General features: G+C 38.9%; 20 protein-coding genes. 5 read left to right on the top strand and 15 right to left on the bottom strand.

Annotation, left to right across the window (positions count from 1 at the left end; translation table 11 throughout):
• Window positions 1-6 precede the first annotated feature (6 nt).
• Genes LPB68_RS20970 through LPB68_RS20960 form a run of 3 tightly spaced genes read right to left on the bottom strand, consistent with a single transcriptional unit; the run spans window position 7 to window position 3,270 of the window.
• Window positions 7-1,029, bottom strand: coding sequence for a CotS family spore coat protein (locus LPB68_RS20970; protein ID WP_068655326.1), 1,023 nt, complete (start codon window positions 1,027-1,029; stop codon window positions 7-9).
• The gene (locus tag LPB68_RS20965; RefSeq protein WP_068655328.1) at window positions 1,022-2,071 is read right to left on the bottom strand and encodes a CotS family spore coat protein; all 1,050 of its coding nucleotides are present in this window, start codon (window positions 2,069-2,071) and stop codon (window positions 1,022-1,024) included. Before LPB68_RS20965 ends, LPB68_RS20970 begins: the two co-directional genes overlap by 8 nt.
• Window positions 2,072-2,094: 23 nt before the next feature.
• On the bottom strand, window positions 2,095-3,270 hold the full coding sequence (locus LPB68_RS20960) for a glycosyltransferase family 4 protein (RefSeq protein WP_232510155.1): 1,176 nt from the start codon (window positions 3,268-3,270) through the stop codon (window positions 2,095-2,097).
• 212 nt (window positions 3,271-3,482) lie between these two features.
• On the opposite strand from LPB68_RS20960, the gene LPB68_RS20955 reads away from it, so the two are divergent.
• On the top strand, window positions 3,483-3,818 hold the full coding sequence (locus LPB68_RS20955; RefSeq protein ID WP_068655330.1) for a protein YmzB: 336 nt from the start codon (window positions 3,483-3,485) through the stop codon (window positions 3,816-3,818).
• Window positions 3,819-3,920: 102 nt separating this feature from the next.
• Here LPB68_RS20955 and murB read toward each other — a convergent pair whose 3' ends face one another.
• A complete protein-coding gene (murB, locus tag LPB68_RS20950; RefSeq protein ID WP_068655332.1) occupies window positions 3,921-4,832 on the bottom strand; it encodes a UDP-N-acetylmuramate dehydrogenase in 912 nt (303 codons plus the stop codon).
• 56 nt (window positions 4,833-4,888) lie between these two features.
• Complete coding sequence (locus tag LPB68_RS20945) at window positions 4,889-5,653, bottom strand: exodeoxyribonuclease III (protein WP_068655334.1); 765 nt, start codon at window positions 5,651-5,653, stop codon at window positions 4,889-4,891.
• 268 nt (window positions 5,654-5,921) lie between these two features.
• Between LPB68_RS20945 and fabV the strand changes: the two genes are divergently transcribed.
• Both fabV and aspA read left to right on the top strand, forming a co-directional pair.
• Window positions 5,922-7,112: an enoyl-ACP reductase FabV gene (gene fabV / locus LPB68_RS20940; protein ID WP_068655336.1), complete on the top strand. Its 1,191-nt coding sequence runs from the start codon at window positions 5,922-5,924 to the stop codon at window positions 7,110-7,112.
• A gap of 219 nt (window positions 7,113-7,331) precedes the next feature.
• Entirely contained in the window at window positions 7,332-8,741 is a 1,410-nt protein-coding gene (aspA, locus tag LPB68_RS20935; RefSeq protein WP_068656631.1) for an aspartate ammonia-lyase, read from the top strand.
• 97 nt (window positions 8,742-8,838) lie between these two features.
• On the opposite strand, the gene LPB68_RS20930 is transcribed toward aspA, so the two are convergent.
• Entirely contained in the window at window positions 8,839-10,083 is a 1,245-nt protein-coding gene (locus LPB68_RS20930; RefSeq protein ID WP_068655337.1) for an MDR family MFS transporter, read from the bottom strand.
• A 145-nt stretch (window positions 10,084-10,228) separates the two neighbouring features.
• On the opposite strand from LPB68_RS20930, the gene LPB68_RS20925 reads away from it, so the two are divergent.
• Window positions 10,229-10,915: a 4'-phosphopantetheinyl transferase family protein gene (locus LPB68_RS20925; RefSeq protein WP_068655339.1), complete on the top strand. Its 687-nt coding sequence runs from the start codon at window positions 10,229-10,231 to the stop codon at window positions 10,913-10,915.
• Window positions 10,916-11,242: 327 nt separating this feature from the next.
• Here the strand turns inward: LPB68_RS20925 and LPB68_RS20920 are convergent, their stop codons facing one another.
• The 3 genes from LPB68_RS20920 to LPB68_RS20910 form a co-directional block, all read right to left on the bottom strand.
• A complete protein-coding gene (locus tag LPB68_RS20920; RefSeq protein ID WP_068655341.1) occupies window positions 11,243-12,427 on the bottom strand; it encodes a serine hydrolase domain-containing protein in 1,185 nt (394 codons plus the stop codon).
• A gap of 41 nt (window positions 12,428-12,468) precedes the next feature.
• Entirely contained in the window at window positions 12,469-13,623 is a 1,155-nt protein-coding gene (locus LPB68_RS20915; RefSeq protein WP_068655343.1) for a serine hydrolase domain-containing protein, read from the bottom strand.
• 179 nt (window positions 13,624-13,802) lie between these two features.
• A complete protein-coding gene (locus tag LPB68_RS20910; protein ID WP_082865589.1) occupies window positions 13,803-15,890 on the bottom strand; it encodes a sialate O-acetylesterase in 2,088 nt (695 codons plus the stop codon).
• A gap of 207 nt (window positions 15,891-16,097) precedes the next feature.
• Here LPB68_RS20910 and LPB68_RS20905 point away from each other — a divergent pair, with 207 nt between their 5' ends.
• Entirely contained in the window at window positions 16,098-17,117 is a 1,020-nt protein-coding gene (locus LPB68_RS20905) for a YncE family protein (RefSeq protein ID WP_068655345.1), read from the top strand.
• 45 nt (window positions 17,118-17,162) lie between these two features.
• Here the strand turns inward: LPB68_RS20905 and LPB68_RS20900 are convergent, their stop codons facing one another.
• From LPB68_RS20900 to LPB68_RS20875, 6 genes are read right to left on the bottom strand one after another with little or no spacing between them, the layout of a single operon-like run.
• Entirely contained in the window at window positions 17,163-18,017 is an 855-nt protein-coding gene (locus tag LPB68_RS20900) for a diguanylate cyclase domain-containing protein (protein WP_068655347.1), read from the bottom strand.
• Window positions 18,014-20,101, bottom strand: coding sequence for a cellulose biosynthesis cyclic di-GMP-binding regulatory protein BcsB (locus LPB68_RS20895; RefSeq protein WP_068655349.1), 2,088 nt, complete (start codon window positions 20,099-20,101; stop codon window positions 18,014-18,016). Before LPB68_RS20895 ends, LPB68_RS20900 begins: the two co-directional genes overlap by 4 nt.
• A 16-nt stretch (window positions 20,102-20,117) precedes the next feature.
• Entirely contained in the window at window positions 20,118-21,368 is a 1,251-nt protein-coding gene (locus tag LPB68_RS20890; protein WP_068655351.1) for a glycosyltransferase family 2 protein, read from the bottom strand.
• The gene (locus LPB68_RS20885) at window positions 21,365-22,840 is read right to left on the bottom strand and encodes a hypothetical protein (protein WP_068655353.1); all 1,476 of its coding nucleotides are present in this window, start codon (window positions 22,838-22,840) and stop codon (window positions 21,365-21,367) included. Before LPB68_RS20885 ends, LPB68_RS20890 begins: the two co-directional genes overlap by 4 nt.
• 13 nt (window positions 22,841-22,853) lie before the next feature.
• A complete protein-coding gene (gene wsfD, locus LPB68_RS20880) occupies window positions 22,854-24,338 on the bottom strand; it encodes a glycan biosynthesis hexose transferase WsfD (RefSeq protein ID WP_068655355.1) in 1,485 nt (494 codons plus the stop codon).
• A 32-nt stretch (window positions 24,339-24,370) separates the two neighbouring features.
• Window positions 24,371-25,504 (bottom strand): glycosyl hydrolase family 8, encoded by a 1,134-nt coding sequence (locus LPB68_RS20875; protein WP_068655357.1) that lies wholly within the window; start codon window positions 25,502-25,504, stop codon window positions 24,371-24,373.
• Window positions 25,505-25,616 lie beyond the last annotated feature (112 nt).

The following is a 25,616-nucleotide window of genomic DNA, read 5'->3' as shown; positions in this document are numbered from 1 at the left end:
TTTCGTTTATTTTAAAACAAGATTCAATGTTGGTAGCTTTGCTGTTTCGGCCAAATAACTTTGATTAATCTTTTTCAATTCTCCTGGCTTTCCTTTGTTAAATACGTTTTTACATGTCCCATGGAATTCATGCGGGAATAATAGATCGATATATAGTATCCGCTTCTGATCAGCAGACAACGGTAGTACAGCCGCGTAAGCGCAGACCCATCGATTCAACTCATTCGCCTTCCACTCACCCACCTCTTTCATCCGTTTCATGATCAGCTTACGAACATCTCTTAGCGGGATATCATAAGCGAGATTGTCGAGATCGAGTACATAGACCCCTTGTTCTGTAAGGAGTGCATTTCCTTTTCCATAATCCTGATGGCACATATATCCGTAGTCACCAATCGACTCTACCCATTCTGCATAACAGGATTTATTTAGAAGTTCGATACTATACTCAGCCATAGCGATGATCTCGTCGATATGATTTAGATATTTCTTATGAAACTCACTTGTTTCACTTACCGCTATACTCTTCCATTTCAGGAACTCTTCCAACATGCTAGTATAATTGTCCGGCCATACGCCCATTCGATTGTACACTTGGCTGCCAGGTGGAGGAACAAATCCAACCGTTTGTAGATGGAATTGAGCTAATCCAGACAACCCGTGCTCTAAATGCTCTGGAATTCCCTCCATATCTAAATCGCTACCCACGATCCAACGGTAAAGCACCAGTCCATATCCATCGAGAACGAAATAGAGTTCACTATCTTTCGTTGGAATGATCTCTGCGACAAGAGCTCCTTTATTGAATAAATAGGTCTGGACTTTTGTCGTGTAGTCGACAATCGGTAGTGATTTACGAATTCTTTTCAGACACACTGTACCTTCTGACGTCTCAAGCTTCCAGATCGTTTTAATTCCACCATCTTGAATGACTGCAGCTTCATGTACTTTAATATGAGGATACTGCTCTGACATCAATTGTAAACCAACGCTCAGATCTTGCTGCGAGATGATATCCTTATTACCCATGAGCAACCACCTCATCTAGGCGGGATAGAAAAGCTTGAAGTACGATGCCCTTGCTTTTCTCCGTTGCGATCATATCCTTTAGGCGCTCAATGTGTTTTTTCTCCGTCCACTGCTCCTCACGATGCCCATAATATTTATTCACTTGGCCGTAGATCAGATGTGGATACAGCAAGTCAGCCACTAGCGCGTGATATTGCTCTTTAGTTAATGGATTCACTTCCTGATACGCTTTCATCATGGTCAACATCAGCTCTAAATCCCAACCCGACTCTCTTTTCTTCATTACTTTGTTCAGAATTTTACGCATATCTCGAATGGGGACATCCACCGTCAATGAATCCATATCGAACACGTATAGGTGATTGTCGCTCCCAATTGCCAGATTTCCCGCAGCATAGTCCTGATGACATAACGTCTTCGTAATCTTCGTATGTTCTACCCAATTCGTGAACCCACTTTGCTCGAACATAGCTAGCGAAGATTTGCATTGTACCAAAAACTCATCAATGTGTTGCAGAAAGATCTGATCGAATGTGTTCTTATCCGCTTTCTGCGCGATTTCCACCTTCCATGCTTCTAATCGATCGCTTCGCTTGGTCATATCTTTCTCCCACTCCGTTAGGAGAAATGAAGGATATTCGTCCGTCGGTGAATTGATCCCACTTGAGGCTTTATGAAATGATGCCATACCATGCATGATCATCCGCAATTCCTCTTTGTGTTCATATTCAGGTGAACGTCCATGGACGGATTCAAAGATGACGAAATATTCCCCTTCTAGATCCACCCAACTTTCCCCATTAGTTGTCTTGTATACTCCTGGTGTGTGTATCCCATTATTCCGCAAATAATCTATCGCAAAGGTCATGAATTCAAGACCGACTAATTCGAAGGGCACCTTCTTCATGATCACTTCGCCAATGTCAGTATCTACTGACCAGACTGCCTTTTTGCCTTTGAAAGATATCAAATAGATGTTCTTAACCTTCATCGGATAATAACCCATGACCTTTTTCACAATTTCTGAAAACGTGGTATCCATGCTTTTCCCCCTCTTTCATCCATTTAGATAGACTTATTCAACGCATCGAGATAGAGTAACTCAAGACGTCGAGCCACATGCTCATATCCGTGATTGATCTCTACAAACGCTCTACCAGCTTTAGCTAAACGTGAAGCTTCATGTGGATGATTAAATAGATACGAGATTGACTCGGCGAAAGCTTGTGGGTTCGTATAATCGTCAATCACGAATCCATTCTCGTTGTGCTTAATAATTTCCGCATTACCTCCTCGGTTCGTTGTAATAATCGGAAGACCAGCACCCATCGCCTCATAATGGACTCTAGCTAAAGGTTCCTGCCATTGAGAGCTACATACAAACACATCTCCGAGTAAAAATATGGTTGGTAACTCTTTTGGCTGGATAAAGCCCGTGAAGCGAATCTGATCACCAAAACCACTTGCTAATTCACGGATACGTTCACCATATCTATCAATACGCTCATCATGAAACCATTTACTACCTACGATCATGAGCACTGCATCTGGATGCTCGCGTATTACTTGCTCCATTGAATGGATAAGGATATCGGGACCTTTAGACTTAGTCAGACGGCCGACGAATAAGACTACTTTGTTGTGTTCCACTCCATGAGTTTTCCGCAGTTCAGTACGAATTGCTAATGCTTCTTCAGACCATATTGGATAATATCGCTTCAAATCAATTCCCGAATATACCGTCCTTACCTTACTTTTCGCTATCGGGAATCTAGAAATAATAGTTTCACCAATATAATCACTGATACTCATAATTCCATCAACTGCTTTGATGCTCTTTCGACCCAATTTCTCAGTAATCTTTTTTTCTCGAAACATTTCATTATGAAGACTTACGACAAAACTACTCATTGGCATTGCAGATTTATAGATCAGTATATTACTAGGACGATTGAAGACATGAATTACGTCATAATGATGATTTGCCTTGCGTGCCGCAACCAGTTCCTTGGCGATGTTAACTACGTAATCATCTGCTGATACGCGAATATATGAAACACCTTCTACGGTCTCCCGATCCGCTAGTTCTCGATCAGATCTACAATAGATCGTTATCTCATATTTACTAGCAAGATAGGGGATTACTCCACCTAGTAGAATCTGGATAGCTCCACCCCTAATTGGAGGAACAGGTAGCATTTCCGTGCAAATCAAAGCAATTTTCAACACTCGTTCTACCATTACTATCACCTCCACCCTCTACTAATAGGATATGAAGAATTCTTATATCAGTAACGGCAAATCTACTAATATCAAAAAAGACTGACCCTCTTCTATTAAAAGGTCCAGTCTATGAATCCACAATAAAAAATATTTTTCTTCGAAAATAGAATTCCAGAAAGAATTCTGGAGATACTAACATATACAAAACCATTGACAAAGGGAATGATATTGTGGTGCAAGACGTAAAGAAAGTCACAAACTGGCTAAATACACACCTTGATAAAACCGTCATCGTCCAAAAGATAGAACAGGAGGATATCGATCAGGTTCACATTAAGCTGTCTCAAATCGATATTAGACAAACAGAAGAAGGTAGTGATGATTACGAGGATAATGCCATCATCCTGAAAGGTACAGGCAGTACCATGAACAGGGACGGTAACTTGGAGCCACTACCACAAGACACGTATGAACTTGTTACGGAAGATTTATCAATTACCGACTTCGGTGATGAAGAAATAGAACTGAATACTGCAAGAGCAAAATACACAGTATCTTTGAAATAAGTAAACTCACAAATAAGCTATCGAAGACTTCGATAGCTTATTTAAATATGAAAGTATAGAGAACTCTGTTATGCACTTTCATCCATTGCGTGCGTTACTTCGTTATTCTTCGCCTATAAATTTAACTTCTGTTTCCAATTCGATTCCGAATTTCCCTTTAACCGTATCTCTTACATGAGAAACTAAGGAAATATAATCACTAGCCGTTGCGTTATCCACATTAACGATGAATCCTGCATGTTTCGTCGAGACTTCTGCTCCACCGATTCGTACACCTTGTAAGCCACTCTCTTGAATCAATTGACCTGCAAATCGATTTGGTGGACGCTTAAAAACACTTCCACACGAGGGGTATTCTAAGGGTTGTTTCGACTCTCTTAGAAATGTTAATTCATCCATTTTATCTTTAATGGATGAATATACTCCCGGTCGCAAAGCAAATCTTGCTTCGAGAATCGTATAAAGTCCTCCTGCAAAAATACTATGTCGGTATCCCCAATCCATGTCATCTTGATGCAATGTCAACAAATTCCCACTGGAATCTACCACAAGTGCATCCTGCAGCACATCTGCAATCTCTCCTCCGTATGCACCTGCATTCATATAGAGTGCCCCACCTACAGTACCTGGAATGCCACATGCAAATTCAAGCCCTGTAAGTTGGTTCTGTAGGGCTATCTGTGATGCTTGTATAATAGATGCACCACTATGAGCTCGTAATGTATGTTCATCTATCATAATTTCCTGTAAATTCGTGAGTTGCACAACAATTCCCCGGATGCCACCATCTCTAATTATTACATTAGAGCCATTACCCAATATAGTAATCGTCAGATGATGATCTTTTGCATATTTAATGACAGATTGAACTTCATCGTACGATGACGGCAGAACTCGAATATCTGCTTGGCCACCCATTTTAGTATATACATGATTTTTTAGTGTTTCATGACATTGAATCTCCGCTAACGGAATTATTGTCTTTAACTCATTGTAAACCTGATTGATGTCCATTTCCGTACTCCTCTTTCAAGTTATGAAATCATTCGTCTATGTTGAATCTTATTTTATCATATGTCGTTCTCATCCATCATCAGAATAACGGGACAGTGATCACTACCTTTTATTTCAAAATCAATTTGAGCATCCAATAATGAAGGAGTCAATCTTGAAGATACTAGGAAATAGTCAATTCTCCATCCAACATTCCGCTCTCTTATTTTTGGCATATAGGACCACCAAGTATAAGCACCCGTCTGATCCGGATAGAAATGTCTGAACGTATCTGTAAAACCAGATTCCAATAATTGAGTCATTTTACTACGCTCTTCTAATGTGAAGCCTGAATTGTTACGATTGGACTGTGGGTTCTTAAGATCAATCTCCTGATGAGCAACGTTCAGATCACCACAAATAATCACCGGCTTCATTGAATCCAATTGTAGAATATAATTACGAAAGCGTTCTTCCCACTCCAATCTTAATTCAAGTCTGGATAGATCTCGTCTTGAATTGGGGGTGTATACATTCACCAGATAAAAAGTTCCGAACTCTAGCGTAATGATTCGACCCTCGACTTCTTCATCTTCCTCCAGACCATATCGCACAGAAATAGGTTGGATCTTCGTGAAAATAGCTGTTCCTGAATACCCTTTCTTAACAGCGTAGTTCCAATACTGAGAATATTGTTCACCAAGCTCCAGCGCTATTTGTCCTTCTTGTAATTTAGTTTCTTGCACACAAAATATATCAGCTTCCATCTCATGGAAGTAATCATTAAACCCCTTGGTTACGCACGCTCTTAACCCATTAACATTCCAAGATACCAGCTTCATATTATAATTACCTCTCTCCTTGCATTACATGACACATTGATGGATGATCATGACAATAATATCTGACCTGTAATCCATATTAGGTTTAAGTTTAACATAATTACTTTACTCAAGCTGTATCGGATTAATGAATACCTTTATAAGAATGCAGAGCAACCACTATATATTTTCTTATATCCACCAGTCTATGGTACAATTGCCTAAATGGTTAATGACCAGGTACTAAATATGTATTGATATGTTCTGTAAAGAGAGGAATTAAAAACTTATGATTATTAAACCAAGAACACGTGGCTTTATTTGTACGACATCACATCCTGTTGGTTGCGCTCGTCTTGTACAGAAGCAAATAGAATATGTACAATCACGACCTGAAGTGAAAGGCCCTCGTAATGTGTTAGTCGTCGGAGCATCAACCGGTTACGGATTGGCCTCGCGAATTGTAGCAGCATTCGGTGCTCATGCGAATACCGTTGGTGTGTATCGTCCTAGTAGCGGAACTGAGAAACGTACGGCCTCGTCGGGTTGGTACAACTCTGCAGCATTTGAAGCAGCAGCTGAGGCAGCAGGTCTGAAATCTTTTAGTGTCACAGGTGATGCTTTCTCTCCGGAAACCAAGGCAAAAACGATCGAGCTTATTCGTACGGAACTAGGACAAATTGATCTTGTCATTTATAGTGTTGCTTCTCCAAGAAGAACTGATCCACATACTGGAGAAATGGTAAATTCCGTACTTAAACCTATCGGTAAGCCATTCACGAACAAAACTGTCAATTTCCATACAGGTGAAGTGAGCCAAATTACAATTGATCCAGCTACAGAAGATGAAATTCGTGATACGGTCACCGTTATGGGTGGTGACGATTGGGAAATGTGGATTCATGATCTACATGAGGCTGGCGTTCTAGCTAATGATGCGATGACGGTTTCATACTCCTATATCGGTTCTGAAATTACAAAAGCTGTCTACCGAGATGGATCCATTGGTCAAGCCAAAGATCATCTTGAGGCAACTGCCACTCGCATGAACGAACAACTTAGCGTTACTGGTGGTTCTGCCTATGTCTGTGTAAGCAAAGCACTTGTAACTCAATCCAGCTCTGCTATTCCAGTCGTACCTTTATATATTTCCGCGCTATATAAAGTGATGAAAGAAAAAGGAATTCATGAAGGCTGTATTGAGCAAACCTATCGATTATTCTCAGAACGTCTGTATAGTAATGATGGAGTACCTGTCGATGATCAAGGACGTATTCGCATTGATGATTGGGAATTACGTGAAGATGTACAAGCTGAAGTTACCCAGATATGGAATCAGATATCCACAGAGAACATTAATGAACTTGCAGATCTTGAAGGCTATCGTCGAGAATTCTTCCAGTTATTCGGATTTGAAATCGACGGTGTCGACTATGAAGCTGATGTTAATCCGGAAATTCAGGTTCCTCACTCGAATTAAATTTCATTCATACAATCAAGCAAGGTTCGCTTTTGACGAGCCTTGTTTTTTTTCGAGGATAAACTCCTTGACAAGGACGGTATTGCCGTTTCAGCTTGCTTTATGATAATAATGGATTAGTCGATAAGAAAGAACTATAATGATAGCGAGCATGGATGGTACTGTACATTTAAGAGATTTATAGTTCTAACTTTAACACTTGGAGGTATTCAAATGATGATGAGATTAGAGAAAGATTTTCTTGGTACAAAGGAAGTTCCTGCAGACGCTTATTATGGCATACAATCTATACGAGCTGCGGAGAATTTCCCCATTACCGGGCAGCGTATTCACCCCGAACTCATTCGTGCTATTGCCATTGTGAAAAAAAGTGCGGCTATTGCTAATATGGAGATCAAGCGGTTACGCATTAATAAAGGGGAAGCCATCGTCAAAGCAGCTGATGAAATTATAGTTGGACGGTGGTTCGATCAATTCATTGTTGATCCGATTCAAGGTGGTGCAGGTACATCGATTAATATGAATGCCAATGAAGTCATTGCTAATCGTGCACTCGAACTTATAGGTGAAGAAAAAGGAAGTTATGAGAACATTAATCCCAATAATCATGTGAACATGGCTCAATCGACGAATGATGCTTTTCCAACTGCCGTCCATTTAGCCGTTCTAACCATGATTGAGAAACTCCTCATTACCATGAAAGATTTACATAAAGCATTTAGTGATAAAGCTATAGAATTTGACGGAATTATCAAAATGGGACGTACCCACCTCCAAGACGCAGTGCCCATTCGCCTTGGACAAGAATTCCAAGCGTACGCTCGCGTTCTAGAGCGAGACATTCATCGAGTAGAAGCTACAAAAACTAACCTGTTTACTATTAATATGGGAGCAACAGCCGTCGGTACGGGTCTTAATGCAGATTTACGTTATATTCAACGAGTCGCCGAGATTCTCGCAGAATTGAGTGGATTTCCTTTGGAACCTGCCGAACATCTCGTAGATGCAACACAAAATACAGACGCTTATACAGAAGTCTCTGCTGCTCTAAAAATATGTATGATGAATATGTCCAAAGTAGCCAATGACATTCGCCTGATGGCTTCTGGCCCAAGAGCTGGATTAGGTGAGATTACTCTCCCCTCCCGTCAACCAGGTTCATCTATTATGCCTGGGAAAGTGAATCCAGTGATGTGTGAGGTCATTAATCAAATTGCGTTCCAAGTCATTGGTAATGACCATACCATATGCCTCGCATCAGAATCAGGTCAATTAGAACTTAACGTCATGGAACCTGTATTAGTCTATAATTTACTACAGTCACTAGAAATCATGAATCAAGGGTTCCGTGTTTTTAGAGAGCATTGTATCGAAGGCATTCAAGCGAACGAAGATCGTTGCCGTGAATATGTTGAGAATAGCGTAGGTATTATTACTGCTCTCAATCCTCATTTAGGTTATGAAGTGGTATCCCGAATCGCACGTGAAGCCATAACAACAGGTAAATCTGTACGTAGTCTCTGTCTCCTCTATAATGTATTATCAGAAGAAGAACTAAATATCATACTTGATCCATATCAAATGACGAACCCAGGTATCGCAGGTGCAGCCTTGCTTCAAAGGGAATAAAATACAGACCCGAAAGACGGCCACTTTAACCAAAAAGTGACCTCTCTCGGGTCACTTTTTGGTTAAAGCATTAGACTGGGTTACTTTAATAAGTTGGTTACAATTCGTTTGGTATCTGGTTCATGCGTTTTAGATTCTCTTTTCTCATCATCCTATTTGCAGATAATAAGAATGGGATTCCAAAAGCTGCTGTTACGGCAATAATAACGAAAATAAGAACTGATGAATCTAATCCTAATGTATCTAAAAGTAACCCCCCAAGTAGAGGCGCTAGCACATTACCCAAATTGTTAAAACCAATCATCCCAAAATACGTCCCTCGTAATTCTGGTTTAGCAATACGGTCAATAAGAACATCTGTCATAGTGAACATCAGAACTTCTCCGATAGTGAATATAACTACACCGAGCATGAATCCAATGAATGAATGAGCAATTCCGAATATTAAGAGACTACAAGAAACAAGAACACTTCCTATAATCAGCGGAATAACAGGTGGTAACTTACTAGCATATTTAACCACGGGGAATTGGCAAATCAGCACAACGATAGCGTTGAAAGATAACATATAACCAAACCAGGTAGCTCCATCTTCAATATTCGGTGTCATCTCCATATATTGTGCTAGGGTAGAACTGAAATGTCCGTATCCAAGCACGCAGAAGATCATCCCAATTAGAACATATAGAAATACTCGATCCCTACTGGTAGTTTGGAATGCCATAGAAAGTGTCACTCGCTCGCGACCCTCACTAGATGATGCAGCACCCAATTCGGGGTATCTGATAAATTGAATAATCAACGTTACTCCATATAGGATGTAGACAACTCCAGCAACGGCAAACGACCAGTTAGAGCCCGAAGCACCCATTTGTAAGCCAAGAATAGGCCCAAATACAACACCTAAATTAATTGCAGCATACCTTAAGTTAAAAACAAGAAGCTTGCTTTCCTGAGGTGTTATATCTGCCAATAATGCACGAGAAGTAGGCTCGAACATCGCTCGACACAAACCATTCAATGCATTCATCACAAAAAAGAGCCAGATTTTATCTGCCACCGCAAACCCAATAAAAACTAATGCCCAACCAAAAACAGAGATTAGTAACACTTTTTTTCGCCCGATAATATCAGAGATGTAACCCCCATAGAAACTAGCAAATACTCCAATTAGAGAACTAATCGCTACAACAATTCCGGTCTGTGATGGGGAAGCACCCATCGTTTTAATCAAATAAATCGAGAGAAAAGGAATACTCATGGACGTAGCCATACGTCCAAAAATGGTTCCAATAATAATGGTCCATGACAAAGGATGAATTTGTTTTAATTGTGTGATCATTTGTTATCTCTTTCTTCTTACATAATGGGAAAATATTCAATGAATACGAATTATTCTAGCATAGAACATATATTCGTACCATAATAAATATCAAATAAAGGGTTTCTCTATTCAGTTGTAGAACTATTTGTTCGGGTGATTTATTATGCAGTCTATTGCAATCGTACATATCCCGGCAGACATCAGACCGGATTATTTAACTCTCTTCTTAGATAGCGTCTCAGAGGAACGCAGGCAGAAATTCACAAGATTCATTCATAAAGAAGATGCGTACCGTTCCTTGGTAGGTGAGCTATTAATTCGCACTATATTATCTCGACAGTTGGATGTAAGTCACAAGGAGCTTCGTTTTGACTACAATTCGTATGGCAAACCTATGTTAAGTAACTATCCACAAATTTGTTTCAATATATCTCACTCTGGAAAATGGGTTACTATAGCGTGGGGAAATCATGGTCAATGTTTAGGTATTGATATTGAGGAGATCAAGCAAATGGATCTTCAATTCGCGGCAAATCTTTTTACTCCACAAGAGAATTGGAAACTCGCTTCTTATTCCGGAGGGAGACAACTGGATTATTTCTATCAATTATGGACCTTGAAAGAAAGCTATATGAAGGCTATCGGAAAAGGTTTGTCGATCCCTTTGGATTCCTTTTCTATCGTTTGTAACAATATTGGGGAATGGTTTTCACCTGAAGCTAAAGGATTCCATTTCAAGAGTTTCAGAATAGATTCCTCACATATCTTGTCTGTTTGTTCAAATTCGGAAGCATTTCCTGATCATATTCAAGAAATCACTTTGTCTGAATTGTACGATAGTTTGCTATAACCATATAGAAATATCCGGATGCCTTAGCATCCGGATATTTTGTTAGATACATACGATCTATATTATAAGTATCCGTCATATTCTACAGACTTCTATACCTCTTCTGCTCCAGTTCTATTACTAAATACTCCTAAGGTTTCAATACAAAGTGCAAAGCACGATTAATTAAAGCTGATAATCATTATCAATATAGAAAATAGCATAAGCTATCTTATTCAGTCAACTAAATTGATTCAAATATATAAGATTTATCACAAAAAAAATGATCCTCCCCATAATCTCGGGAACATCATTCTTCCTATCATACTAACCAGTTAATCTTCTTCTTTATATCCATCCCGAACCGATGATATTTTGCAGGCCAGTTATCGACTCTGGGCACCAATCCACATTCGATGGGACAAAGAAAACTGCAACGGACTGATGTGTTGGATCAATGATTAACTTACATCGACCTGCACCTTCATGCCCATACGATCCTTCAGGGATCCACTCTCCTCGTCCTGTAATGGATGCACCTATCCCATAATCCATCTTCGGAATATTGGCACCCCAACAATAAGCACTGATCTGATTATTATCAAACGTATTTTGCGTCATCTTCTCAATAGATTTGCGAGATAATATACGAACGCCATCAAGGATTCCACCATTCAGCATCATTTGCCCGAATCGAAACACATCATGAATTGTTGAATATAGACCACCGCCACTACTAGGAGGATGGTACTTTTGTGGCTGTCTATTCAAACGTTCTATATTATGATCATCTATAACGCAGACCTCAGGATGTAGATTTTCTGGTACTTGGAAGAAGGTACGAGTCAACCCGAGCGGATGAACGATCTCATCCATCACATACTGCTCATAAGTCTTACCACTCGCACGTGCAATAATTTCCCCAAGGATGGCGAACCCCGCCGAGGAATAACTCCACTCCTCACCCGGTTGTGATAACGGTTTACCAGATAGAACTGCTCGAATCCATACCGTTTGGCGTTGACGTTCCAATTCTTCAACATCAACATTATCTTTATCTTCTAACTCAGGCATAAAAGCAAATATAATATCCCACCATCCCATAGGATAGGGTTCAAGATAGTAATTAGGATCTGCTTGTATACCTGAAGTATGTGTTAATAAATTCCATATTTGAACTTTATTATACGTTGAATTGTTGAATTCCGCGATCCATTCAGCTACAGGTTGACGTAGAAATAACTTCCCTTGCTCTATTAATTGAAATATTGCTACAGACGTAAATAATTTCGTAACTGAGGCAATCTCGCGAATGGAGTCCGTCTGTAGTATAGATGTTGTATCATCATGCCGTAGAGGACCAAAAGCATTTACTGCTAATATGACACCATCACGAGATAGCATATACGATCCGCACTTTATCTTATCCTCACCAATTAATTTCTGGATATGCTCCTCAAGTCGATGATGTACCGCTGGATCAAATCCAGCATCCTTCAGTGATTTACTTGAGACCTCTTCTGTTATGGTCATATGCTTACCTCCCATTATCTCAACATTTAAGTTTTACCCAACTAGAGTAATCCTGACCACACGATAGCTCGCGGTATAACGACCGACTCATTCGTGTATCCTTTTAACCCAGGAACAAAGAAAGCAAATACAAGATCCTCTACCGGATCGATATATAGCCCACTATGTCCAAACCCTTCATGAGAGTACGTTCCTTTACTACAAATGTCATCATGATTAAGTGACCATCCAAGACCGTATTTAGTATCCTTACTTCGTTCTCCCCAACCGTTAAATAGCACACCATTTAATTGGTTAGATGTCTGAAGTTCCACTGCACGGCGAGACAATATACGAGTACCGTTCCATTCGCCACCTCCAAGCATCATTCGACCGAATGTACAAAGTTCCTCTAATGTGGAATACAATCCATTTCCTGCTTTAGGAGGTCTCTCCCGATCGATGGTTTCTACTGGTGTTATGGACTCTAATTCCCATGAATTTACGTAGCACAGCTGTTCATGTTGAGTTACATCCACTGTGAAACCCGACTTCGACATTCCTAGTGGTGTCAGTATTTCATCCGCAATGTACTGTTCATATGCTATGCCCGATACTTTCGCAATAATCTCTCCAAGTAAGGCAAATCCAGCTGTTGAGTAGATCCATTCTTTACCTGGCATGTTCTGTAAAGGACCAGATAACACCGCTCTTACCCAGCTAATATCATGGCCACTCTTCTTAATCTCACGAACGGCCCATTCATACCAAGGAAGTGCAAATGGTTCTTGAAAAAAACCTGGATCACCATTAAGTCCTGAGGTGTGTGTTAATAACTGAGCTATCGTAATTGAACGATGTTTATCCGTATCGAATTCAGGTATAATACTGCTGACCTGCTGATCTAGAAATATCTGACCTCGATCCATTAATTGATGTATCGCAACGGATGTGAACGCTTTCGTGATAGAGTATGTTTTACGAATTGAATCTGGTTCTAAATCTGGGCTATCTTCCGTAGGTCTAAGCTTTCCTAACGTACGATGAGCAAATATTTGTCCATGTCGTGATAATATGTAACCTGCTGCTTGAATCGTTCCCTTACCAATTAATCTAGAGTAATGATCATCTAACCTATTCAGCATTGCTGGGTCGTAACCAACTTCATCAGGGGTAACATCCACTTTCCCCTTATGAACACTTAACGTTTGCTGCATTATTTAATCACCTTCCCTATTATGGGTATTTATGGAACCTTATCTACGATTACTATTTTATGCTACAACCATTTGAGTGTCTATGATTATTCATAGAATATTAAAAAGCCAAGTACAAGCAGTCATATAACCTGCACCTACTTGGCTAGATTTGATTTCACTAGATGGATGTTGTTAATTCATTCTCCCGTTCTGAACGGGGACGTTAGCAGCCCTTCCAAATTGTATAAGTTACCAATGGGAGAATCATTCCACCCATATTTAACCGAGACAGGCTCATTCACATAGGAGGATGATACAATTACTGAATCTCCATCAATTACAGCTTCTGCCATGTAATATTGATGGTCTGCCCCAGCAATTGCGAACCCTTTCAGCTTATCATCTGGAGATGCAGCTACTGGTTCTAGGCCGTTCTTGACTCCAGCAAACAGTCCACTTCCTGTGAAATCAAAGGTCAGACGTATGTTATCCCCTTCTAGCTTCATGGATTTATAGATCGGTCCTGAATAGACAATTTCTTTATTATAAAATTCACCAAGAGCGTTTCGCGCCGCCCGTATACCTACATCTTGTTTATTCTTCGGATGAATATCCGAGGGATCACCTAGATCACTTGTTACAACTAATCCAACATTATTGTCATTCAAGCTTGTATAGAGTTGTGCTTCACGGACTTCTGGTAGACCTGGGTCGCTTTGTGCTGGATTATCCTCTGTCTGAAGTGCTCCATAAGCTGCAATCTGAATGATTACGAATGGTAATTGTGCATTATTAAAACTTTTGCGCCAGTCAGAAATCAGTTCAGGTAGAAGCTGGCTGTAAGTCGGTTCTCCCCAATTAGATTCTCCCTGATACCATAGTACTCCTTTTAGTGGATAAGGCGTAATTGGGGCAATCATCCCATTATAAAGTGCGATTGGTGAAGATGTTGTTTCAATTATTGCTACACCTGAATGGATTTCTTCTGCTGCGTGGCTGTAATTAGGATTATCTTTTAACGTATTATAACTCGTCCAGCTTTCTGCTTTTGTTCCACCTACCGCAGCGAACACGATCCCAATCGGAACATCCATCTCTTGCGTTAACTCCTTAGCAAAAAAATATCCAACTGCACTAAGATTCTCCACGTTATTTGGACTAGCCACCTGCCACTTAACAGATTCATCCATCGTCGTGAGTGGAACTGCACTGGTTCGGTTTGGTATGGTTATGAATCGTATATTTGAATTTGTCGCGTTCTGAATTTCCTCTGGAGCATTAAGTATGTTGGACATCGTAAACTCCATGTTAGATTGACCTGAACAGAGCCATACATCACCAAACATTACATTAGTTAAGGTATTAGTAGATTTTCCATCAGCAATCGTTATCGTATAGGGGCCACCTGCTGAATATAGGCCAATATTTGCTATCCATTTGCCGTCTTCATCTCCGATTGCTGTGAACATCTGATCATTTACTGTAACCGAGATTGAACTTCCAGGTTCAGTCCACCCCCAAATCTCCGCGTTCACATCACGCTGAAATACCATATCGCTACTAAACATTTGATTTACGAGTGGCTTGTTGACATGTAAGGGTAGCACCGTGTATTTCATCGTCTGTTCCACTTCCATCTCATCAGTTGAATCTAATCCGCGAGCCTCCACCTTAATCTCATAGTCCCCTTCCTTAGAAGGACGCCATACATAAGATAAGTCCCTACTATAACTATTCATTGTCTCCCACTCACCATTAACCGGCTTTATGAAAAATCGATACAAAGCAGCATTATCCGCAGTAGCCATTAATGTAACCGGAATACCAAAAGATTGCGAGTTCGAAGGATTGGCTCTTAAGGTGATCTGATCCACAGTTCCTCCTGGTCCTGTAAATTCAATATAGTCAATTCCTACCCAACCCCAACTTGTTGAAATGACAAAAGTACTTTCTCCACCGTTCACGTCGTATTGCCCAACAAGGGCATCATTCCAATTCGATGAATTCTTAAATGTAAATTCGCCTAATTCTTCATTATTGAATGTTAAGAAATTAGGCTTATCCCCTCCATATGTTTTGTAGCGAATAGTAATGCGATAGGTTCCCTGTTCAAGATTCGTAGTAAACTTAAGAGAATCTCCTGCCTTCTCAAATCCTTTTACGAAAGATCCACCTGAAGTACCATCCTCTGAATCAACACTTACACCTGTTAATACGCCTTCCTCTGCCTCGATACGGATTATCTTCCCTTTCTTAGCTTGAGTTGCTGCTTCTTCATCCATCATCGCACTCTCTACCCTCCTAGTACATGATATTAATTTCTACTGTATCCATAGATCCCATAATACTAATTCGTTATAACCAAATAATAACATCATTTGGTTACCCAGATCATCTAGATTTTAATCATATAGAATTTACTAGTGAAGGCACCTTTAGACTAACATCTAAATAGGATAGAACATCCATTTGTTTGAGAGGGGTGTTATCTAATGGCACAACTAAAATTGATTACCAGAATTCGCCTAACTGAAGAGATCGGAACCATCAAATTAAATCCCATAACCAACATGGTATATTTCACCAACCAGGACGCTGGTGTGGGAACTGTTGGGGTTCTAGATGCTAACAGAAATCGGATCATCGCCCGTGTGAAAGTAGGAAGAATGCCGACTGATCTGGAAATCAATCCGCGAACAAATCGTATATATATTTCCAATTTTCGCGATGGGACTGTCTCTGTAATAAGCGGGCGTACAAACCGTGTCATCAAAACAGTCAAAGTGGGCTACCGACCTGATACGATGGGTATCAACATTCGCAAAAATCGAATTTATGTGACGAGGGCATCTGGGAGACTTTCTGTACTAGAAGGGAAAACAAACCGAGTACGAAACACGATCCAAATCGGTGGCCGCCCTTCCGAAATTGCCATCAATGAGAAGACAAATCGCATTTATGTAACAAATACAGTAAAGAACTCCGTATCTACCATTAATGGCAACACACAAGCTGTAATTACGTCCATAAAAGTAGGCAAAAATCCTGTTATTCCACCCGCACTCAATATCATCACCAATCGTATTTATGTCGCTAACAACCTAAGCCAGTTTCTCTCGGTCATTAACGGTCGCACTAACAAGTTAATGCAGAATATACATTTAGGCCATCTGCAAAGTGATATCGTTGCTAACCCTCGAATGAACCAAATTTATGTGTCAAGCGCACAAGTTGAAGGTCCGGGAAAACTCTTCATTATAAACGGACATACCAACAAAATCGTCACCACGATGACTTTACCGACTTTCTCAAATTTATTCGTGAACCCGATTACGAATCATTTGATAATCAGTGACTTCGACAAGAATAGGCTAATCGTCTATAACGCAAGCTCACTTAAGCGGATCGCTGTATTTCCCACAGTCGCAGGTAATATCACTCTAAACCCAGTAACCAATAAGCTCTACGTCGGGGGTAATCGTTCTATCACAGTCATTCAAGATGCTATCTGAATGTATTAATATATCCATAGTTGGGGCTAGTCCATTGATAATTCATTATACATCGAACTCAAGTTGCTTTCTTGCCGACACAATGAAATCAAGTGGTGTAAGAATGTTATCTGAATCATATTCCATGGCTCCCACCTTAAGGTTCAGCTCCACAGAATATTTTTTGGTGTAGTCTCCAGAATTTAAATTCTCTACATTTTGCTTAATCCGGTCAATCACAATATTAGCTCCTTGACGATCCGTAAATAATAATAATCCCCAAATCGGATTCTCCTTCTCAAAAATATACAATGTGTCATTCGTACGAATACTTGTTTGACTTAATACCGAAACATCATACATCAATGATGTCATTTCTTCTTCACTCGTCAAACGCCGCAACTCGTCCCAATACTTCACGTTGATGACTAACAAGGTTAGTGGGATGTTGTAACGAGTAGAAAGTGCCATGAAAACAGTCGCATCTTGTTGAAAAGATCTACTGTTTTTTAAATTGGTATTCTCATCCATCGTTGCAAGTGAATTATTGCTTTTTAACAAAAGTTCATTTTCTTCCTGTAATAATTTATTGGTGCGAGTAAGTATCGACGTGACTGCGGTGATCACTGGTGTCATGATCAACCAAAAGTAATTCCCATACCCAACAGACACCCCTTGAATCAAACTCTGGTATAACGTAAAGGTACCACAACCGAATATAAATATAATACTCAGAATCAGCCCCAACGTAAGGCTCGTAAAATAAGTTACGATCGCAATTAAAAAAGCTATATTTAAAAATATTATATTTTGAATATAATGATCTGGGTCACCTGAGGTGAACACAATACAAATGAAACAAATGATAAACAGCAAGAGGAAGGCGACATCAGATAGAAGACTACTTTGATTTCTTTTCATGATCTTCTGCTCCCTTTCTTTCTATGTTTGCGAATGATTAGAATTAGTGAAACCAATACTAATACTAGAACCAGTATCATAGATACCATAAAACCTACGATATCTGCTCGTTGTGTCACTTGATCCAATAAAGATGTTTGTACTGGGGCCGTTTCTGTCTTGAATCGATAAGCGTCAATGTTGCCATCCTTATCTGTGAGTACGGCATCACCATAGATCTTCCAGATCTCTTCATCAGTAGCGATCAATTTTGAAGCTAGATAGTATACATCCGAGCTTGGACCTGTCACCGCCATGAAACCATGTCCTGCTTCGTAAGGCGATTGAATTAACTGTAATGTACCGATACGCTTACCGTAATCAACATCTATACTTACCTTTTCATTAGATAGAAAACCAGATCCATCCGATCCATATTTAAAATATAGACTTTGGTTATGATCAGCAATTACTTTATTATTCTGATAAGTTCCTATCGTGATAATGTTACGATCAGACAAATCACTTGCCTCTGCCGTATTTTCGAAGAATTGAACTTCTCCCATATTCCCTTCGATACTTCTTCCTAATAAATTAAAAATATTAGAAACCGCTAGATACGTAAAATCATCTCGATCTGAAGGCATCACAACTGCCACTCGGTTATAGCTACCATCTCGGATAAATGGATACGGATAGTTATTAAATAGTAGTTCTGTTTGCTCCGTCGTATTTAGCTTTAACAACGAATCTCTCGTAATAAAAGCCCACGGCATCTGATCTTGATTCCTGAAACATTTCTCATTTAATAGTTCTAGATCTAAAGCAACTGTAATATTAAAGTTACCTGAAATATTTAGATTTTTCGGAATAGGTAAGGTGATCGTATCTCCCTCAGCTAATTCTGTCGTTAGCTTCTTGCTACCAATGGGTATGTCATTCAGAAGAACCGTTACCATAGATCGATTAAAATCGAGATTCTGTGCATATCGTAAATCAATACTAATCTTACTAGCATCCGAAATTGTACGATTAGATGGCAAAGAGACAAAATAACTTATCTCTTGATGACCCCATCCCTTTAAGGTATCTCCGTTTTCAGTTAAAGTTACATTTCTATCTATAGTAGTTACTGGAGTTGCAACAACCGTATCCTGAGTTATGACTTTCATATGACTATCTATTTGTTCCATCAAAGAGGTGTTGGCAACAAATCTTCCAGCCTTAACAAGTAACTCAGAATTCTGAGAAGTAATCACTAATGTCGGCTGTTTATCCTTATTCACTAATTGAATCAAGGCCGTTTGTTTGAAATCTTGGTCAGTCAAAAGATTCTTCAATTGATCTGATAGATGATCGTATAAAGAAACAACAACTACAGCCTTCTTGCTAGGAATTGCTTTTGAGTTATATGACAATATAGGGATCATCTTATCTTCCAAGCTATTCGCTTTAGTAAATCCTGTTAGAGCATAGACTGCTGCCTCCAACTCCGTGGATTCACTTTGTTCAGGGACAACAATGGCACTCTGGCCAGACTTCATTACATCCATTCCCGTAAAGTATTTATTAAATCCACTAATACTCCCATCCAAGGCTATATTAGTATGTTGTAATGAAATACTTGAAGTATTATATATTTGTAACCAGCTATCTCGATCATCTTCGTTGGTACAAACATCCAATTCCTTATCTGACGTTTGAATATGACCTTCGATTGACAATGTATTGGTACCTGCAATGATAAGATCATTCGGTATTGTGATTGATAATTGTTGTTCCTTTGCTTCATTGCCAGAAGGCCTGAAGGAATAGAAATGCGTACCATTCATTGTTAATGTTACACTAGACTGATTATTAAGGATTAATGGTGAAACTTTATAGTCTAAATTGAACTTTAAATGATCAACCTTCCAATAATCTGGCACCTGAAAAAAGAAATCCTTTGATGCTATTCTTCCTGATAATGAAACATTTGTACTCGTAATGGATAAATCATAGTTCTGTAGAACATTAGTTTCAACGCCTTGCGCAAGAACTTGTCCAGACTGTACGAATACCAATGACAAACAGAATATCATCACAACCATTAATCGTTTAATCATGAGATTCACTCCTATCTTAATAACGCTCGGTTTTATACCATTTCACTTCTCGTTTAAATATTTGATCCTTTACAAATGTATACATTCCATATGCTGCAACTACCATCCATAACTGACAATACGATAGGTACATTAGGATGATGATCAGAAAGTTAGAGAATCCCATCTCACCTTTTTCCGTCATAATCGTTAAAAAGGTTCCAACTATAAATAGAACAATTGCTAACATCCATAGAGATAGACTAAATCCTGCAATCGTTGTTTGGACATAACCTAGCGCATTTAGAATTAGTAATATATCAGAAGTAATTAATGAGGACAGCAATAAAAAGTAGATGGATATGAAATAAAAGATATCGAAACGAACACGCTTTGCCGAGCGGTCAAAAAGTAATTTTACATTCTTCACGATAACGTATATATTGCCCTTAGCCCAACGTGTTCGTTGCTTGAACCATACCCTCAGAGTCTGTGGTTCCTGTTCCCATGTAACTGATTTCGGCTGAAATTTGATTCGATAACCCATCATATAGATTCGAAAGCTAATCTCAGTATCCTCCGCGATCGCTTTCACATCCCAACCGCCAATTTTCTCAATTATATGGCGTCGGATTATAAAGTTGGTCCCCGGTATAGTACACAATTTAAACAATCTCCATCGTCCTGCTTGTGCCATCCATTGAAATGATAAAGTCTCTATATTAATAAATCGTGTTAATAAACTAGCATCTCGATTTCTTGTTCGAAATTTACCAATAACGGCTCCTAATTTCTCGTCATTCATAATCTCTGCCACTAAATAATGCAATGCTTTCCTCTCCGGAGTGTTATCCGCATCATAAATAGCAATAAGTTCTCCTTTACTTTGCGCAAAGCCGATATTTAGTGCATTTGATTTCCCTTTACCGCCTGTAACTGAATCCGTATTCATGATGATTAATTGACGCTTTGAATATCTTATTTGCAACTGACCCAACAGCTCGCTGCTATCATCCGTAGAGTTATCATTAATAACAATAATTTCATATCGATCATGGGGATAATCTAAAGCTAAGAGAGATTCAACCGTCTTGGTAATAACGATCCCTTCATTATGTGCCGGAACCATGATAGATACGAAAGGCAACTCCCCCTCTAATTCCATATCTGGTTCGTTCTCAACTTGTACATAATAAAGATAACCCGCAATGATTAGAACGACATTCACAAGGAGCAGAGACCAGATACAGATCACCGAGATCAGCATTAATATGTCTGCGAATGTCATAGATTTCTCCTCTGGTTGATATATTTACGTCTATACAGACGTCTTCCGATAATGAATAGAAAGCCGAATACGATCAAAGTGACGACAATTAAGAACATAAATATCGTATTCTGAACCTGAAATAATGTCTCGAAACTCTTCTGTTCTACTTGTCCATAATTAAATTCAGAATCGACCAATTGAGGTGAATTATTGATATCTACTGCATTTCCATTAATTGTGAGGATTCCATTCTGGGATGAAATAATATTCGCCTTAGTCTGAACGATATGAGACTCATATTTATAATCTGCAAACATCATCCATGAATCGATAAGTGTCTGAACTATCTTATGTAAGTCCTCACGTTGATCAGTGAAATCATAAGCCACTGCTGAATTCATCGGTAACTTATATTTATTCATCGCTGAATGCTCAAACTGTTGAACAATGAAAGGTGAGACACTGTATGTTGAAGATTCGAACGATCGAGACGTATCGGCTTGAGACCAATATATCTCAGCTCCAATACTTAGAGGAGCAATACCGTTATCAGCTAAAATATCAATAAAGGACGCCATTTGCGATTGAAGGGTTGCTTCATTCTGGCTAGCGGTTGATAGAACGAATGGGGCATTAACGATGATCGTGCCATTATGAGATTGAACGTACTTCAATGTTTCTAGATATCGCTTCATCGCAGGATAGTCTGTATTACTAAACACAGGACTGATGCTAACCATAAATGGAATTCCTGCATCATAGAGTTCAAACGACATTTCTGCTAACAGCTCCAAATCTGAGAATGGATATATTTCTTTAAAAACAAGATAGGTTTGTCCCTCTTCTGTAACATTCAACCAATCTTTCAACACATAAGCTAGAGCTAATTCACTCATGTTACCTTTCTCATAATAAGGAACATACCCATAGTGCTCATTCTGAACACCAAAAGGGGATTCTATCTTCCCACTCACGGGTGTAATACTTCCATAATGAGTACCTTCAGCTTGCATAATGTAAGACATATTCTTTGCTTGAATCCTTGACTCTGAGAATTGACCTATAGAAATATGAATGACTTGTTCTCCAACGAACTCGATCTGAAGGTTCATTTCCTCTTGAAGCTGCGTCGATATTGCCGACCCAATGTGGAAATAGTCTCCTGTATACTTTTCGAAATCATTATTGAAATCTTTATTGGTCAGAGGAAGATCGTCAACATTCCGTAGTCCGATCACCTTGTTATATTGTGCTAGTTCCCCTTGGTTATAATCATCGAAAGACATTGAAGTCACCTTCACACCATAAGATGCGAGTAATTTTTGTAACGATTCTACGTTACCTTCTTTAGATGTCCCAACTCCCCAACTATCATACAGAAATAGCACATGAGTTGAGTCGTGATCTTGCGCACTCAAGTTCGAAGATGGAAGCCCGATGAAGAGTGCCAAGAATACCATCCATATCTTTACTATTTTTGTAATATACAATATATTATCCACCCTATTCTTGATGTCCACGAAATAAATGTCGTCCTACAATATCGGCAATGAACAAGAAGGTTACGAGATCAAATGCTACCGTGAATGGGAAGACATGCTTACCTAATTCTGCATCCCCAGCAATAATAACTGAACCGAATATACCTAATAGACCAACGAGTATAAATATAATAATAAGTGGTATTCTGGTGCTCTCACGGATGTTCTTTGCCTTTATTGCCGTAATAAAACCTGGTAAATATAATCCAACAATCACCATAATCCATATAACAATGAAACCAAATGTTCTAGGGATAAGTGTCTTCTTTATTTGGCTGTATCCAGAAAAGAAATTCGTCTGAGTTCCAGCCGGATATCCCGCAGATATTTCATAATTCCCGATTTCTGATGGTCGAATAATAAATGCATTTTCCGCTGCAAGATTAAACATTTCACCTGCTTGGCCAGGATGCATTATGTAATATTTCAGAACAGAAATAAATCCATACCGGCTATAAAACTCATTCTTTAAAATATCCGAATTCACATCCATTGTTGTGTTAAGTTCATAATAATTAGTTTTATCCAAGATCGCGTATTGCTCATCGATACCAAAGGATTTCAGGGCAGCTTCAGGGTCACTAGATTCCATAAGTACACCACGGGTCATCGCATGAAACTTATTCATATTTACAAATTCCTTTGGAGTCAAAATATAAGTACTTACTCCAGCAAGTAACAAGAATACGAGAGAAATAGACATCAATATGCGAAATGTTTGTTGCTTCCGTATAAAAATCATCCTGATACATGTCAACGCAACAATAACGCCTACAAGCGCATTCTCTTGTTTACTCATTGTTAATATGATTCCACTAAACGTAAATATGGCCATCAATATATAATCGTTATACCGATGTCGACACAATAATAAACCTGATCCCAGCATGAACACCATCATGATTAAGACAACACTTTCACCATAAAAGGAATTAAAATATGCTGTATAGCCTGTATCACCAAATATGAAAATAGCTAATATAGCAATCCAATATCCATATTTCTTGGGTATTTTCCATGTGAGGCTCTCCACTAAAAGATATACTGCAATCGTATAAAGTAATGTATATATTGCAGCTTGAAAACGAATATCAAATACTTCATGACTATAAAATAGCTTATTAAGCGATAACGCTAACTGAATAAACAATGATTGCGATGTGACCACACTTGAACTATTTTCATTAAAATATTGAAATATCCCGAATTCTTTAATAAAGTAAGAGTAGTAATAGCTATCGTAATCAGAAATATTAAAATATAAGCCATTGCTATCGAGGATATGGAAATAATCTCCATTATCGGCCATACCAATATAAGGTGCTGTAAATAATGCCATGATGGTAATTAGTAAAACACTAACTGATGCCAAGCAAGCCGGAGACAACCAGCGACTTATTAAAGCAAGTTTGTGAAAGATGACTCCTTTAACTGCACTTCCTGTCATGAAGTGTGCCTTCCTCCTTACATGAATTCCTTCTAGTACACAAAGGCTAACAAAGCCATTAAATTATCAAAGGAATATACTGTTTGTGTCCTTACATCCCCAAAACTTCCATTCAAAGGACTTGCCGAATCATGAATCTGATAAGTTAGCATTCGCTGAATACTTCCTTCGTAGAGCTCTTTATCACCGATCACAGATCCAATCATGGCTGTAATGGCATAGATGGCGGTAGATTGAATTTCATTCGTTGGAGTTCCTTCTGGAGTGTATTGTCCATATAATGTTCCACTCTTAATTTGTTCTTTGAGATAGCGGATACTATGCGAATTCTGCTGCTCCGCTTCAGAAAGAGCAAGAATGGTCAATAATGATTCCACGGTATTAATATTTTCGGAGGTGTAGGAATTTGTGTCATATCGGTAGCGAGTTTCATACATTGGGAACTTGTCGGATAGATAACCATTCTGAATTATTTCTAGCATATTGGAATACAATTGTTCATCATGATCTAAATTATTCGGAAACATTTGAAGTGTTAATAAATTGATATAACATAAAGTAATATAAGAGTTGGTAACGCGATACTTCTCATCGTAGAAATCATACATATAGTTTCTTTTTACGTTATATTCGTAGAATCGTTCGCTATAGCGATCTGCTTCCTCTGTATACTTCTGATCCTCGAATACCGCTCCAGCTTCATAAAGGGCACGGATAATGCGCAAATCATCCACAGCTGCATTCAGAGAGTAGCGTTGATCTAATTTAGGGCTATATCGATAACTAAATCCGGATGATAGATTTAACGTTTGTTGAGCTTGCTTCCATGCCATATCAAATGCATTCTGCTGCTTAGTAAACGCATAATAACGTAACAGTAAGCCTTCTGATTCACTCAGTACTTCATGGCCCGTTGCTACGTCCATCATTTGTTCACTATCCTGGTAATTCGTATAAACACCATATTCACCTAACATTTGATTATCAACAAATTGGATTAAGTCACGTTTATTATCATGATTGGGAATATCCAATCCATATTGATTTGAAGTCTTGTAGGTTGTCATGAAATTGTGACTTGAATGATTAATCATCTGATCATATACAATCAGACAAGTAGCTAGTAGAATACATATTCCTATCCCTAGCATAACTTTAATCTTCATATCAATTTGTCTCCTTAAGCGTAATAACATTCATTATATTATTCTTACATATTCATTTTGAATATTTGTCGAATCTAGATTTAATAAGTCGAATAACGTCGAATTCCTACTA

The sequence above is a fragment of the Paenibacillus crassostreae genome, from assembly GCF_001857945.1.
Classification (GTDB): domain Bacteria; phylum Bacillota; class Bacilli; order Paenibacillales; family Paenibacillaceae; genus Paenibacillus_AQ; species Paenibacillus_AQ crassostreae.
This window is presented reverse-complemented; position numbering and strand designations above follow the sequence as displayed.

Bases quoted from the DNA above. Each gene is read 5' to 3' on its own strand.
- LPB68_RS20970 (WP_068655326.1), bottom strand. From the start codon at position 1,029: ATGGGTAATAAGGATATCATCTCGCAGCAAGATCTGAGCGTTGGTTTA.
- aspA (WP_068656631.1), top strand. From the start codon at position 7,332: ATGAGATTAGAGAAAGATTTTCTTGGTACAAAGGAAGTTCCTGCAGAC.
- LPB68_RS20890 (WP_068655351.1), bottom strand. From the start codon at position 21,368: ATGACATTCGCAGACATATTAATGCTGATCTCGGTGATCTGTATCTGG.
- wsfD (WP_068655355.1), bottom strand. From the start codon at position 24,338: ATGACAGGAAGTGCAGTTAAAGGAGTCATCTTTCACAAACTTGCTTTA.
- LPB68_RS20875 (WP_068655357.1), bottom strand. From the start codon at position 25,504: ATGAAGATTAAAGTTATGCTAGGGATAGGAATATGTATTCTACTAGCT.
- LPB68_RS20945 (WP_068655334.1), bottom strand. From the start codon at position 5,653: ATGAAGCTGGTATCTTGGAATGTTAATGGGTTAAGAGCGTGCGTAACC.
- LPB68_RS20965 (WP_068655328.1), bottom strand. From the start codon at position 2,071: ATGGATACCACGTTTTCAGAAATTGTGAAAAAGGTCATGGGTTATTAT.
- LPB68_RS20915 (WP_068655343.1), bottom strand. From the start codon at position 13,623: ATGCAGCAAACGTTAAGTGTTCATAAGGGGAAAGTGGATGTTACCCCT.
- LPB68_RS20910 (WP_082865589.1), bottom strand. From the start codon at position 15,890: ATGATGGATGAAGAAGCAGCAACTCAAGCTAAGAAAGGGAAGATAATC.
- LPB68_RS20905 (WP_068655345.1), top strand. From the start codon at position 16,098: ATGGCACAACTAAAATTGATTACCAGAATTCGCCTAACTGAAGAGATC.
- LPB68_RS20960 (WP_232510155.1), bottom strand. From the start codon at position 3,270: ATGGTAGAACGAGTGTTGAAAATTGCTTTGATTTGCACGGAAATGCTA.
- fabV (WP_068655336.1), top strand. From the start codon at position 5,922: ATGATTATTAAACCAAGAACACGTGGCTTTATTTGTACGACATCACAT.
- LPB68_RS20900 (WP_068655347.1), bottom strand. From the start codon at position 18,017: ATGAAAAGAAATCAAAGTAGTCTTCTATCTGATGTCGCCTTCCTCTTG.
- LPB68_RS20895 (WP_068655349.1), bottom strand. From the start codon at position 20,101: ATGATTAAACGATTAATGGTTGTGATGATATTCTGTTTGTCATTGGTA.
- LPB68_RS20930 (WP_068655337.1), bottom strand. From the start codon at position 10,083: ATGATCACACAATTAAAACAAATTCATCCTTTGTCATGGACCATTATT.
- murB (WP_068655332.1), bottom strand. From the start codon at position 4,832: ATGGACATCAATCAGGTTTACAATGAGTTAAAGACAATAATTCCGTTA.
- LPB68_RS20920 (WP_068655341.1), bottom strand. From the start codon at position 12,427: ATGACCATAACAGAAGAGGTCTCAAGTAAATCACTGAAGGATGCTGGA.
- LPB68_RS20925 (WP_068655339.1), top strand. From the start codon at position 10,229: ATGCAGTCTATTGCAATCGTACATATCCCGGCAGACATCAGACCGGAT.